Origin of the sequence: Azospirillum baldaniorum (assembly GCF_003119195.2) — a bacterium.
GTDB classification, from domain to species: Bacteria; Pseudomonadota; Alphaproteobacteria; order Azospirillales; family Azospirillaceae; genus Azospirillum; species Azospirillum baldaniorum.
The window spans coordinates 2,654,323-2,667,413 of the sequence record NZ_CP022253.1; the positions used below are offsets into that span (position 1 = coordinate 2,654,323).

Consider the following 13,091-nt stretch of genomic DNA (forward strand, 5'->3'; position numbering starts at 1 on the left):
GGGCGCCTACTCCGCCGCTTCGGCCTCCGCCACCTTGGACTCCGCCGGGACCCCCGTCGCCAGGTTCGCCGCGCCCATGCCGGAGATCACCACCGCCTCGACGCCGGGACCGCTTTGGCAGCCGGCGCCGACCAGCATCAGCCCCGGCAGCGGCGTCTTGTTCGGCGGGCACCATTGACCGCGGGCGGCGCCGTAGATGGCGCCATTGTCGGCGAGCGCGTAGCGGGTGAAGGTCGTCGGGCTGGCCGTCTGGCGGTAGAGGATGCGCCCCCGCAGCCCGGGAAGCACGCTCTCCGCCGCGGTGACCAGACGATCGGCGAAGGCTTCCTTGCGCTGGCGGTTGGCGGCCTTTCCGGCGGCGAACCATTCGGCGGCCTCCGGTTCGGGCCGCAGGCAGAGCATGGTGACGGCGGCATGGCCCTCGGGGGCCAGGGACGGATCGACCGCGCTCGGGTTGCCGATGCCGAAATGCAGGCCGCCCGCCCCGACGAACACGCGGGCCGGCAGGTCCGGAACGCCCTCCACGGCGAGGCTGACCAGCACCGCCGTGGGGCCGCGCTTCAGTCCCTTCACACGCTGGGCGTAGCGCCTGGGCAGCAACGCCGGGTCCACCAGCCGCGTCAACGTGGCGACCACGTCGGAATTGGCCAGCACCAGCGGCGCCCGGTGCACCGTTCCGTCGGCGGTGGCGATGCCGGCGGCCCGGCCGTCCTCGGTCAGGATGCGTTCGGCGCGGGTGCGCAGAAGGACAGCGCCGCCCCGCTCCCGCACCACCGCGCACAGCAGTTCCGCCAGCCGCTGAGAGCCGCCGGCCGGGTACCAGCCGCCTTCCAGATAATAGCCGAACAGCGGGGCCATCTCACGCACCGGCAGCAGCTCGGGGCGGTCGGTGACGTACTCGCTGATGGTGGTCAGCAGGGCCTTCAGCCGCGGGTCGCGCAGATGGGTGTCGAGCATCTCGGCGTAGGGGCGGTGCATCCAACGCCAAGCGTCGGGCCGGCGGGCGGTCCAGGACCGCATGGCCTCCAGCGTCGCGGGCGGCATCGGCACGCCGCCGGTCTCGTCCACATCGGCGTAGAGATCGGCGTAGACGCGCCCCATCTCCGCGAAGAAGGCGGCGATCCCCGGCGCCTCTAGCGGGAACAGCGCCTGGAGGCGCGTCACCAGGTCGGCCGGCTGGTCCGGCACATCCAGGCACAGGCCGTCCTGCACATAGCGGTGGCGGACCCGGCGCCAGTCCATGCGCTGCGCCACGCCCAGGCCGTCCAGCAGCCGCCGCAGCGGGCCGCGCGGTCCCAGCCCGCTGAAATCCTGCACCCCGGCGTCGAAGATGTAGCGCCCAACCGAACCGTCCCGGCCGCGGACCTTGCGCAGCCAGGACGAGCAGTAGCCTCCCGGCCGGTCGTGCGCTTCCACCACCAGCACCTTCAGCCCGCGCACCGCCAGAGTCGCCGCGGCCGACAACCCGCCGATCCCGGCGCCGACCACCACCGCGTGATGCTCGTGTTCCCTGGCCGGCCAACCGCCGAACGTCGGCATCGGCCACGCCGAGGACTGACCGGACGAGGGACGATGCGTCATGGAAGGAAGGCCGGGCCATGCAGGACGAGGGTCGCACACTCTGTACGATTCGCCCCGCGCGACGCCATCTTAGGCTGTATCATTGCGTGGAGAGGTATCACCGCGGTCCCGTCTTCGGGTCGGCCCAGAAATCGAAGAAGTTGTACCATTGCAATGGATCGCGCAAGCAATGGTGTTCCAGCCGTTGCGCGTAGCGTGCGGCGAGCGCGGCAAGCGCGTCGTCCTTCCCGCGCCGCGGCAATTCGATGCGCTCGGCGAAGGGCTCGAAGGTGACGCGGTGGCCCTGCCCCTCGCGCAGGCAGAACAGGAGATAGACCGGGCAGCCCATCAACGCCGCCAGCACGTAGGGCCCCTGCGAGAAGGCGGCCTCCCGGCCGAGGAACGGAACCCGGCTGACCCGGCCGTTGAACTCCACCGGCGTGCGGTCCCCGGCGATGGCGATCCACTCGCCACGCTCCACCCTCTCCTTGAGATCGATGGCGGTCTGCGGGCCGATGTCGGTGACCTGTATGGTGTGGTCCGCGGCGTCGGGACGGACGGAGCGGATCATCCGGTTGTAGCGGACGGCGTGCCGCGTGTGCAGCAGCACGTTGATGTCCTTCTCGAACCGGGTCCCCAGGCGGGCCCGCGACAACTCCGCGTTGCCCAGGTGCGAGACGATCAGCAGCGCCCCCCGCCCCTCCGCGGCGAGGCGGCTCAGCGCCTCCGCCCCGTCGACGTCGATGGGGCCGGTGCGCTCCGGGGCGGCCCAGGCGATGAAGGTGTCGAGCGCCTTGACGGCGAAGCTCATGTGGTGACGCAGCCCGTCCCACCAGGAGGGGGCGGGCCGGCCCTTCGCCGCGTTGGCCTGCGCCAGGAAGTCCAGTGAATGCCGCCGCCCCGCGGCGTTGGTCGCATAGAAGTAGCTGACCACCGGCCACAGGAGCGCGATGCAGCCCGGCCGGCCGAGCAGCCGGTAGACCAGCGTCACCAGCCTCATGCCCCACCAGGCGCCCCGTTCCCCCACGGTCGACCAGTGCGCATCGGCTCCGCTTGCTGGCGGGCGGTTGCGCAGCACCGAGGGCAGGCGCAGGAGCATGGTCAGCACGAGGCGCGTGTGCATGCGCGTCAGCAGCACGTTGTCCCGCAGGAGATTGAAGTTGGAGGTGTTTCCCTCGGGATAGACGACCCGCACGGGGATGTGGATCAGCGGAACGCCACGCCAGAACAGGCGGACGACGATTTCCGGGTCGAAGTCCATGCGGGTGCCGATCCGCTCGCTGTCCAGCACCGCCATGGTGGGGGCCAGCGGGTAGACGCGGAAGCCGCACATGCTGTCCTTCACCCGCAGCGACAGCGTCTCCACCCAAATCCACACATGGGTGGCCCAGCGCGCGATCAGCCGCGAGCGGGGAACGGAGTGGTCATAGACCGGCCGGCCGCTGACCAGCGCATCGGGATGCGCCGCCGCGGTGGACAGGAGGTCGGCAACGGCCGCAAGGTCATGCTGCCCGTCGGCGTCCACCTGCACCGCGTGGGTGAAACCGCGCTCATGAGCGCGCCGGAGGCCGGCCATGACGGCGCCGCCCTTGCCCCGGTTCACCTCCAGCCGCAGCGCCTCGACCCCGTCCGCAGGGGCGTGCAGCGCCGCGATGGCGGTGCGGGCAGGCTCACCGCTGCCGTCATCGATCAGGATGACCTCCAGCCCATGCCCCCGCAACGCCGCGACGATTCCGCCGAGCGCCGTGTGGTGGTTGTGGCTAGGGATGATGGCGCAGGCCCGGATGCTCATGCCTTCTCCATGAGGCTTGCCGGTCGGAGAAGCGACCTCCTACCCCCGTTGCAGGAGCAACGTCAAGCGACCGAACTGTCTAGCGACCGAACTCAGCGGCGAGTGGCGATCTGGTCCAGCCTGGCCGCAATGTCGCGTTCGAGATTGCCGACCCAGCGGTTGTAAGCCCGCTCCACCCCGTCGTTGCTGCGCTCCATGTTCTTTGCGCTGACGTATTGGATGCGGTAGCTCCGGTTCGAGAACAGCACATCGGCCTCGGCCACCCACGGCCACTTGGTGTAGGTGGCGCGGACCTGTCCATCCGCAAGGTGCTGGAAACGCCAGCCGCGCCTGGCACCGGCCTCGACGATGGCGAGCTCGATGGCGTTCAACGGCAGCGCCTGCGCCCCAGGAGGCACAGGGTGTTCCTGAGTCGTCGTGATCGGTCGGGTCTGGCAAGCGGCCAGAAAGAGAATGGCGGCGGCAGCCAGAATGTTGCGCACAGGCGGGTCCTTCTTCGGTGTAGCAGAGGTGCGGCATACTTCCTTTTCGGGTGCTTCCCGTCAATGCCCATACTTAAGATTTCAGTTTTCCTCCCCCCGCGCTTCACGTATATGCTCGCCTAAGTGGCGACAGTTTGCTGAAACACGCTTGCAACGCCCGAGTCACGAACCGAAGGAACGACAAGGATGCGGAAGGCCGCGCTGGGGGCTCTGATTGCAGCAAGTCTGTTGGGCGCATGCTCGACGCATCAGGTCCCGATGAGCTACAGTCCGGCCGCCGTGCAGAGACCACCATTGGCGAAGCCGGATGTCGAGGTGCTCGCCGTCACCGACTCGCGCAAGTACACCGGCAAGCACCTGGGCGCGATCCGCGGTGGCTATGGCAACGCCTTGAAGACCATCGAAGCGTCAGGCCCGGTCAAGGACGTGGTGCACAAGGCTTTCGAGGACGCTCTCAAAGCACGCGGCCTTCTCGCCGCGAACAATGGCGGAAGCTACGGCCTGGACATCACGGTCGAGAAACTCGATTGCAGTCAGTTGGTCCGCAAGGAGGCGCACGCGCGGTTCCGTGTCGCGGTCCTGGATAAGAACACGGGCCGGCCGGTCTACAGCAAGGTCGTGGAAGACAGCCGCGAGGGCGCGGGAAACCCGTTCATAACCGGTGTCTTTGGTTCGGTTGAGGAGCTAGCCAAACTGACCAACGACAGCATGCAGGCGGCCATTGACGAAGCCCTTGATAACCCCGCCTTTCTCACCGTTGTCAGGGCACGCTGAACGAAGCTGGATATGGCAGCCGCCATGAATGGCGCAGGTCGTCGCGACCGGGGGTCGCTGCTGCTCGGTCGTGACACGCTGGCTCGCGCTGAAGCGAACTTCCGTTCGCTTTAGACTCATATCGCCTCATTCGTCGGCGGGCTCCGGTCGCATGTGCGACCGGGACCGCCGGCGCGGTCCAAAGCGGAGTGCAATCCGCTTTAATGAGCCGGCGGCACGCCGCTGACCGGACTTGGCAACGGGCGCGCTGCACCGGGTCCCGCCTTCCCGGCCAAGACACGGCGGCGGATACGCCAGACGCTGATGAATGAGCGGAAACGTCCCGGTTGCCAGCAGAGGCTCAATGCCCCGCCAGAACCTCCAGACAGGCTGCCGGTGGCTCGGGGATGGCTTTGGGTGGCCGGGGCACCGGCGCTTCCTTCGGCGGCTCGAACCAGCTCAGAAGCTCCTGGCCGCAGCCGTCGCCCGGCGGAATGGGGGCTTGCGGGACGCAGGCCGTCGATCCGGCCGGGCAGTTCATCCGCACATGGAAGTGCGAGTCGTGCCCGCCCCAGGGGCGCACAGCGTTCAGCCAGGAGCGGTCGCCCTGCTCGCTCTGGCACAGCGCCAGCTTGATCGCCGGGTTCACGAACACCCGCGCGACCTTCGGGCTCGTCGCCGCCAGTTGCAGAAGGCGGGCCTGACGGGGACCGAACCGCTCCGGCAGAACGCGCTGCGTCTGCCGGTTCACCATGGTCGGAAAGTCCGTACGCTCCCGCGCCTCCCGCACGAGAGGCGGCTGGTCGAGATCGAACCACACGTCGACGTCGAGGCCGATCTGGTGGCTGGCATGCCCGCTTTCCATACGGCCGCCATAAAGCTTGGAGATGTCGCCGATGGCCAGCCGCCCCAACCGCTCGGCCTGCGCCCGGCGGGCAAGCTCCTGGACGAAGGCGATGGTGTCGGGATGCCCGTGGTTCCGGTTCCGTGACAGGTTGACCGCCTGGTAGCCGAGTCCTTCGGGAGGCAGCGTCTGCGCGCCGCGGATGCAGCCGTTGGCGTAGCCGCCGATCGGCTGTGCCGACAGGGACGGCAACGGCGGCTGCAAGGCCACCGTGCTGAGGTCCATCCGCACGGCGCCGGAAACCGGGGGCGCCGATCGGGAGACCGCATCGGCCGCCACCGCGTCACCGGTGAACCAGACCCCGCAAAGGATCGTCAGCGCAGCGAAAGACCATCGTCGAGCCATGACCGGCCTGAAACCTCTCATCTTTGAGCCGACCCGACATTAGCACGGGGCTTGTGGTCTGGGCGTGCATTGGGTGGGAGGCGGGCTGCTCATGAATCGATGCCGGCCGGCGCGCCCCCCCGGACAACCGCCGGGTGGGCATGCGCCGGCGGCGGCGGGCGTCGTCAGAGGCCGTGTTGATCGAGCAGCAATTGCCCGTCGCGCGCCACGTCGTCGCCATGGTCGAACAGGTTGCGCCAGGACGCCACGCCCGCGGTGATGTCCGGGTGCGACACGGCGGAGGAGAAGGCTTCGACGCCGATCAGCCCCCGATAGTCGGCCGCCTTCAACCGGCGCAGCATCGGGGCGAAATCGATGGACCCCTCCGTCAGGCGGCCGCGATGGTTCTGGTCGATCTCGAAATAGCCGAGATGGGGCATCGCCAGCTCAAGCGCGCCCAGCAGGTCGTTCTCTTCGATGTTCATGTGGAAGGTGTCGAGATGGATGCGGACGTTGTCGGCGCCGATCAGCTTGACCATCCGGACGGCCTGTTCCGCCGTGTTGATCAGGTTGCTCTCGTACCGGTTGACCACTTCGAGCGCCAGCAGCATCCCGTAGGACGCGGCCCGTTCGGCGACGATCCGCAAGCCGTCCGCCGCCGCCTGGAAGTTGGCGTCGCTCGGCACCTTCGACGCCTTGCCGAAGGCGCTGTAGAGGATGCCGCCCATGCGGTCCGCGCCCATGTCGCGCGCCAGGGCGAGCGCCGCGCAATGCCGCTCGACCCCGCGGCGGTGCACCTCCGGGTCCGTGCTCGAAATGTCGTTGTCGACCTGAAGGGGCGAGGTCGCGACGGGGCGGACCCCCGCCCGCTCGCAGAGCGCGGCGATGGCCGCCGGTTCGATGCTGTCATGGTCGCGGATCGGCACGACGAGCTGGCCATAGCCGAAGGCCGCGGCCCGCTCGGCCGCGTAGGCGCCGTCCTTGGTGGACCATTTCGGGATCCAGGTGTAGCTGTGGATCGACCGTCTGTTCATCGCGTTTCCTCCTGATTGTGCCCGCGTGCGGGGTCGTTGGTCTTGCCGACGGTTCGCAAAGGGCAAGCGGCCCCCTTCCCCGCCGGCGGTCCAACCGGCCTGGGGTCTGCGTCCGTCAACGATGCCCGGATCAACCGTCCGGCGGTGGGGCCCCTCGGCGGGGTCCCGGACGGGGTCTATTCGAAGAGAATGTCGTGACGCTTGAGGATGTCGTCGCGCATCGCCTCGATCATCTTCAAATGCGCCAGCAGGAGCGACTGGGTTCCCGCGACGTCGTTCGCCATGATCGAGCGCATCAGCTTGACGTGGTCGGCGATCGCATCGTCCTCATGGTGGGCCTCCTGAAGCTCGAGGAAGCGCACCCGTGTCAGATGCGTCCTCACGTCGCTCAGCATCTCCAGCAGCATGGCGTTTCCCAGAACCCCGATGACGGTGTCGTGGAACGCCACGTCCAGTTCGGTGAAACCGACATAGTCCTTCTCCTGCACGACCTGTCTCTGCTGCTCGATCAGCGACAGCGCCTTGCTTTGCGCCGCGCTGTGATCGGCGGTCTTGTTCCAGATGCGCGCCACCTCGCCGAACGCCGACACCTCCAGCGCCTCCCGGATGAACTGGGCCTCCTTCACCTTGGCCACGGACAGGTGGGACACCTGCGCCCCGCGCTGCGGCAGGATGCTCAGCAGCCCTTCGTTCGCCAGCCGGGAAAAGGCCTGACGCACCGGTGTCCGGCTGACGCCGTATTCGTCGGCGACGGCGTTTTCGTAGATCATCGAGCCGGGCTGGAACGACAGCGAAATGATCCTCTTCCGCAGCTCCTTGTAGATCACGCTGTCCAGCGTGTTGCGTTCCAACACCAGCCGTTCGTTCTTCACCGTGTTCCCCCAGCCGCCGTGCAAGCGGACATCGCCCTTTCCGAGCCCAGAATCGCGATTATCGCCGGATCGGATTGGCCCACGCAAGGTCGCAGCGCCGCTGAACACAGTCCGGAACGCGGGTGGAACCGGACCGATGACTGATACAGCCGGACGAACACTTTGACATTATTGGTTGCACCTCCCCTCCGTCACGCCGCCCTTGGTCGGCGAAATTCATCCGAGGGCGGATTTGATTGTATTCCAATCAAACCGCCTTCTGGATGATCCGTACCATCTTGCATCCTTGGATACAAGTGTGCAAGATAACCGAACGTTGCGCTGGATGAGCGGTTCGCCATCCGCACACCGCCTGTCCGCTCCGCGCGGGCGGACAGTAAGCGAATGGCATAAGGGCAATCTCAGGCACCGCGCTCAAAGCAACGGGTGCCCTTGATCACCAAACTCATAATAATTCCTAGGGAGTAGGCAGTGACCAACATGTCCAAGCGCCTTGGCGCTTTTCTCGGAGCCACCGCGCTGACGCTGATCGCGGGCATGGGGATGGCCCAGGCCCAGACGCAGAAGCACATCCTGCGCATGAACCACGTCCACAGCCCGGTCGAAGCCTATCATTCGGCGTTCCAGGAATGGGCCAAGCGCGTCGAGGAGCGGACCAACGGCGGCCTGAAGATCGAGGTCTTCCACAGCGCCCAGCTCGGCAACGAAGAGGACATCATCGAGCAGATCCGCCAGGGCGCCAACATCGGCCAGAACACCGACGCGGCGCGCCTCGGCAACTATGTCCGCGAGATTGCCGTCCTGAACGGCCCGTACTTCGTCGAGACGCTCGACGAGGCCTTCGCGCTGTCGAAGCTCGACATCGTCAAGAAATGGAAAACGGAATTGGCGGACAAGCACGGCCTCCAGGTCGTCTGCTTCGATTTCGTGCAGGGCAAGCGCCATGTCTTCGCCAACAAGCCGGTCCGCAACCCGGGTGAGCTGTCCGGGCTGCGCATCCGCACCCCGCCCGCCCCGATCTGGCAGGAATCGGTGCGCGCCATCGGCGCGGCCCCGACGGCGATGAGCTTCGGCGACATCTACCCCGGCCTTCAGCAGCGGGCCGTCGACGGCGCGGAGCTGACCTACGCCAACATCCGTCCGGGCAACCTCCAGGAGGTCGTTCGGAACGTCAGCGAGACCGGCCACATCCTGCTGATCAACTTCGAGGTCGTCAGCGCCTCCTGGTTCAAGAAGCTGCCCGCCGACTACCAGACCGCGCTGGTCGAGGAATGCAGCGCCGCCGGCCAGAAGGTGTCGAAGGTGCTCGCCGACGCCGCGGAGAGCGAGAAGGCCGCGCTGGTCAAGGGCGGCATGAAGGTGACCGAGAACGTCGATCTGGAGGCCTTCCGCAAGGCCGGCGACGCCGCGTACCAGAAGCTCGGCCTCACCGAGGTGCGCGCGGCTGTCTACAAGGAAATGGGACGCTAAAGCGGATTGCAATCCGCTTTGGACCGCGCCGGCGGGCTCCGGTCGCACATGCGACCGGAGCCCGCCGGCGAATGAGGCGATATGTGTCTAAAGCGAACGGAAATTCGCTTTAAGTCATCCGAAGCCGGCGAGGCCTGCCTTATGAAAACTCTCTACGACTATGTGCTGAAGCTGGAGGCGATCCTCGCCGGCTTGTTCCTGATGCTGATGGTGGGGTTGCTTCTGCTGGGCGGCGTGGCGCGGATGATGCAGCACCCGCTCAACTGGACCATCGATCTGGCGACCTGCTTCTTCGCCTGGGCGGTGTTCCTGTGCGCGGACATCGCCTGGCGCAAGGACATGCTGATGTCCCTCGATCTGGTGACCGCGAAGCTGTCCGAGCGGTACCAGCGGACCCTGCTGTTCGTGAACTACGCGCTGATCGCGCTGTTCCTCTGCTACGCCATCTACGGCGGCACCCTGCTCGCCTGGACCAGCCGGTCCCGCACCTTCAACGGCATTCCCGGCGTCAGCTATTCCTGGGTCACCGCCAGCATCGCCGTCGGCGCGGCCCTGATGCTCGTCACCACCATTCTCAAGATACGGGCCCTGATGCGGTCCGACGGCGTTCCGTGCGCCGCTGCCGCCAGCGGGGAGGTCGCCTGACCATGCTGCTCGTCGTTCTCGCCTTCGCGGTCTTCCTGCTCATCGGCATGCCCGTCGCCTTCGCGATCGGCATCTCCGGCGTGCTGTTCTTCCTCCAGCATCCGGAACTGCCCTTCACCATCCCGCTCCAGGTGACGGTCTCCCAGACCCAGAATTTCGCCCTGCTCGCCGTTCCCCTGTTCATCATGGCGGGCAACTACATGAACCGGTCCGGCATCACCGAAAGCCTGCTGAATCTGGCGTCGGTGGCCACCGGGCACCTCAAGGGCGGGCTCGCCCAGATTTCCATCGTCCTGTCGGCGCTGATGGGCGGCGTGTCGGGCTCGGCCATCGCGGACGCGGCGATGCAGTCGCGCATCCTTGGCGAGGAGATGACGAAACGGGGCATGTCGCGCGGTTTCACCGCCGGCGTGATCTCCTTCACCTCGCTCCTCACCCCGCTGATCCCGCCGGGCATCGGCATGATCCTCTTCGGGACCATCGGCCAAGTGTCGATCGGGCGGCTGTTCGCGGCGGGCTTCGCCCCGGCGCTCCTGCTCGGCATCGCCATGAGCGCCGCCGTCTGGTACACCTCCAACAAGCGCGGATACCCCGCCGAGCGCGAGAAGCGGGCGTCGCTGGCCGAAGTCGGCAGCGCCCTGAAGGGCGGCGTCTGGGCGCTGCTGTTCCCGGTCATCCTGCTCGTCGGCTTGCGCATGGGCATCTTCACGCCCTCGGAGATCGGCGCCTTCGCGGTGCTCTACGCGCTGTTCATCGGCTTCGTGGTCTACCGCCGGCTCAAGGCGAAGAGCTTCGTGGAGGCCCTGGAGGTCAGCCTCGCCGACGTCGGCTCCGCGATGTTCCTCATCAGCCTGTCGGCGATCTTCAGCTACGGCATCGTCTTCGAGCGCATTCCGGAGGTCATCGCCTCGTCCCTGACCAGCCTCACCGACAACGTCCAGTTGGTGATGGTGTTGATCGTCCTCCTGGTGCTGGCGGCCGGCCTGTTCATCGACGCGACGGTGATCATCATCATGATGACGCCGATCTTCCTGCCCGCCGTGCGGGCGATGGGCGGCGATCCGGTGCATTTCGGCGTCGTCTTCATCGTCGCGGCGACCATCGGCAACTTCACGCCACCGGTCGGGGCGGCGATGTTCACCGTCTGCTCGATCCTGAAAGTGTCGGTGGGAGCCTATGTCCGGGAGTCCCTGCCCTTGATGATCGCCATCGGGCTGACGACCATCCTTCTGATCTTCGTGCCCGAGTTCATCCTCCTGATCCCGAACCTGCTCTTCGGATGATGGCGGCGCGCCGGGTGCGGCGGTGGAAACGCCGCCCTCCCGGCCCTTGGACTCATCGAATCCCTGCGTCCAACCCGGCGCCCGGTACGGCGCCGACTGGTGGAGTTCCAAACACGATGACCGGCAGACTAGACGGAAAACGCGCGCTGGTGACCGGCGCGGGACAGGGCATGGGACGGGCCATCGCGCTCGCCTTCGCCCGGGAGGGGGCCAGCGTCGTCGCGGCCAGCCGCACGCTGTCCAAGATGGAGGATCTGCCCCGCATCGATTCCAAAATCACCCCGGTCGCTCTCGACGTGACCGATCCGGCGGCGGTCCGGCGCGTCGTCGCCGAGGCCGGGCCGCTCGACATCCTCGTCAACAACGCCGGGTGGGTCCACAACGGCACCATCCTGGACTGCAGCGACGAGGATTGGGCGCGCAGCCTGGACCAGAACGTCACCTCGATGTTCCACACCATCCGGGCGGCGCTTCCCGGCATGATCGAGCGGCGCCAAGGCTCCATCGTGAACGTCGCCTCGGTGGCGTCGAGCCTGACCGGCGTCGCCAACCGCACCGCCTACGGGACCAGCAAGGCGGCGGTGATCGGCCTGACCAAGGCCGTGGCCCGCGACTTCATCGGCGCCGGCGTCCGCTGCAACGCGCTGTGCCCCGGCACCACCCACTCGCCGTCGCTGGAGGAGCGCATACAGTCGAGCGCCGATCCCGAGGGCATGCGGGCGCAGTTCATCGCGCGCCAGCCGATGGGCCGCCTGGGCACCGTCGAGGAGATGGCCGCCGCCGCGGTGTATCTGGCCAGCGACGAGTCCGGCTTCATGACGGGCAGCCTGCTCGTCGCCGACGGGGGGCAGACGCTGTGACCGGACCGGCTCAGCCGACCGCCCGCTATGGCGCGGATGCCCTGGACTCCTTCTGCCGCGCGGTGTTCCTGGCCGCGGGAGCGGACGAGGCGACGGCGGACGCGGCCACCCGCGCGATGATGCACGGCTCCCGGCTGGGGGTCGACAGCCACGGCGTGCGGCTGCTCGGGCACTATGTGGCCACCATGACCCAGGGACGGGTGAACCCGCGCCCCGCCCCGCGCATCCTGTCGGAATTCGGCGCCGTCGCCACGCTGGACGCCGACAACGCCCACGGCGCGCTCGGCGCTTATCGCGCCCAGGAGAAGGCGGTCGAGCTGGCCGGCCGGTTCGGCATCGGCGCGGTCGCCATCCGCAACAACTCCCATTTCGGCCCGGCCGGCGCCTTCGCGCTCGCCGCGGCGGAGGCGGGCTGCATCGGCATGGCTTTCTGCAACTCCGACAGCTTCATGAGGCTGCACGACGGTGCCGAACGCTTCCACGGCACCAACCCGATCGCCATCGCCGTTCCGGTGAAGGACGGCGATCCGTGGCTGTTCGACATGGCCACCAGCGCCATCCCCTACAACCGCGTCCAGCTCTACCGCAGCCTCGGCATACCGCTTCCCGAAGCCACCGCGTCGGACCCCGAGGGGCGCGACACCACCGATCCCGAGCGGGCCGAGATGCTGGCGCCGCTGGGTGGCGAGTTCGGCTTCAAGGGGGCCGGGCTGGCGGGTTTCGTGGAAATCCTCAGCGCCGTCCTGACCGGCATGAAGCTGAGCTTCGAAATCCTTCCGATGCCGGGGCCGGACCTGAGCACGCCGCGCGGCATGGGCGCCTTCGTGATGGCGATCCGTCCGGAGGCCTTCCTGCCGCAGGAAAACTTCCAGGACAACATGGCGCGCTATCTGGCCGCCCTGCGCGGGTCCCGGGCGGTGCCGGGCCGAACGGTCATGGCGCCCGGCGACCGCGAATGGGCCGAGGCGGAGCGTCGCAGGTCGCTTGGCATTCCCATCGACCAGACGACCGTCGACAGCTTCAACCAACTCGCCCAGGCCTATGGCGTTCCCGCTCCGGCCCCGGCGGCCTCGCCATCATAAGGCCGGGTGGAGCGGAGAAGGCGGCGCCGG

Annotated in this window: 12 protein-coding genes; 6 read left to right on the top strand and 6 right to left on the bottom strand. The window is 67.7% G+C overall.

What is annotated here, in order from left to right; all coding sequences use genetic code 11:
• Positions 1 to 6 precede the first annotated feature (6 nt).
• From Sp245p_RS12525 to Sp245p_RS12535, 3 genes are all read right to left on the bottom strand, one after another.
• The gene (locus tag Sp245p_RS12525; protein ID WP_014239587.1) at positions 7 to 1,539 is read right to left on the bottom strand and encodes a phytoene desaturase family protein; all 1,533 of its coding nucleotides are present in this window, start codon (positions 1,537 to 1,539) and stop codon (positions 7 to 9) included.
• A gap of 139 nt (positions 1,540 to 1,678) precedes the next feature.
• A complete protein-coding gene (locus tag Sp245p_RS12530) occupies positions 1,679 to 3,352 on the bottom strand; it encodes a glycosyltransferase family 2 protein (RefSeq protein ID WP_014239585.1) in 1,674 nt (557 codons plus the stop codon).
• A gap of 92 nt (positions 3,353 to 3,444) precedes the next feature.
• A complete protein-coding gene (locus tag Sp245p_RS12535) occupies positions 3,445 to 3,834 on the bottom strand; it encodes a hypothetical protein (RefSeq protein WP_014239584.1) in 390 nt (129 codons plus the stop codon).
• A 186-nt stretch (positions 3,835 to 4,020) separates the two neighbouring features.
• Here Sp245p_RS12535 and Sp245p_RS12540 point away from each other — a divergent pair, with 186 nt between their 5' ends.
• Positions 4,021 to 4,608, top strand: a complete 588-nt coding sequence (locus Sp245p_RS12540; RefSeq protein WP_109138532.1) for a YajG family lipoprotein — start codon at positions 4,021 to 4,023, stop codon at positions 4,606 to 4,608.
• Positions 4,609 to 4,948: 340 nt separating this feature from the next.
• Here Sp245p_RS12540 and mepA read toward each other — a convergent pair whose 3' ends face one another.
• The 3 genes from mepA to Sp245p_RS12555 all read right to left on the bottom strand — a co-directional run bounded on the left by mepA (position 4,949) and on the right by Sp245p_RS12555 (position 7,721).
• On the bottom strand, positions 4,949 to 5,716 hold the full coding sequence (gene mepA / locus Sp245p_RS12545; RefSeq protein WP_052584225.1) for a penicillin-insensitive murein endopeptidase: 768 nt from the start codon (positions 5,714 to 5,716) through the stop codon (positions 4,949 to 4,951).
• 284 nt (positions 5,717 to 6,000) lie between these two features.
• Complete coding sequence (locus Sp245p_RS12550) at positions 6,001 to 6,849, bottom strand: sugar phosphate isomerase/epimerase family protein (RefSeq protein WP_014239580.1); 849 nt, start codon at positions 6,847 to 6,849, stop codon at positions 6,001 to 6,003.
• 176 nt (positions 6,850 to 7,025) lie between these two features.
• Positions 7,026 to 7,721, bottom strand: a complete 696-nt coding sequence (locus tag Sp245p_RS12555) for a GntR family transcriptional regulator (RefSeq protein ID WP_014239579.1) — start codon at positions 7,719 to 7,721, stop codon at positions 7,026 to 7,028.
• Between the two features lie 480 nt (positions 7,722 to 8,201).
• On the opposite strand from Sp245p_RS12555, the gene Sp245p_RS12560 reads away from it, so the two are divergent.
• The 5 genes from Sp245p_RS12560 (at position 8,202) to Sp245p_RS12580 (ending at position 13,061) form a co-directional block, all read left to right on the top strand.
• Positions 8,202 to 9,191, top strand: a complete 990-nt coding sequence (locus tag Sp245p_RS12560) for a C4-dicarboxylate TRAP transporter substrate-binding protein (protein WP_041811520.1) — start codon at positions 8,202 to 8,204, stop codon at positions 9,189 to 9,191.
• A gap of 141 nt (positions 9,192 to 9,332) precedes the next feature.
• On the top strand, positions 9,333 to 9,836 hold the full coding sequence (locus Sp245p_RS12565; RefSeq protein WP_014239576.1) for a TRAP transporter small permease: 504 nt from the start codon (positions 9,333 to 9,335) through the stop codon (positions 9,834 to 9,836).
• Between the two features lie 2 nt (positions 9,837 to 9,838).
• Positions 9,839 to 11,119: a TRAP transporter large permease gene (locus Sp245p_RS12570; RefSeq protein ID WP_014239575.1), complete on the top strand. Its 1,281-nt coding sequence runs from the start codon at positions 9,839 to 9,841 to the stop codon at positions 11,117 to 11,119.
• A 116-nt stretch (positions 11,120 to 11,235) separates the two neighbouring features.
• A complete protein-coding gene (locus Sp245p_RS12575; protein WP_041810917.1) occupies positions 11,236 to 11,979 on the top strand; it encodes an SDR family oxidoreductase in 744 nt (247 codons plus the stop codon).
• Positions 11,976 to 13,061, top strand: a complete 1,086-nt coding sequence (locus tag Sp245p_RS12580; protein WP_014239573.1) for an Ldh family oxidoreductase — start codon at positions 11,976 to 11,978, stop codon at positions 13,059 to 13,061. Before Sp245p_RS12575 ends, Sp245p_RS12580 begins: the two co-directional genes overlap by 4 nt.
• The last annotated feature ends 30 nt before the right edge of the window (positions 13,062 to 13,091 follow it).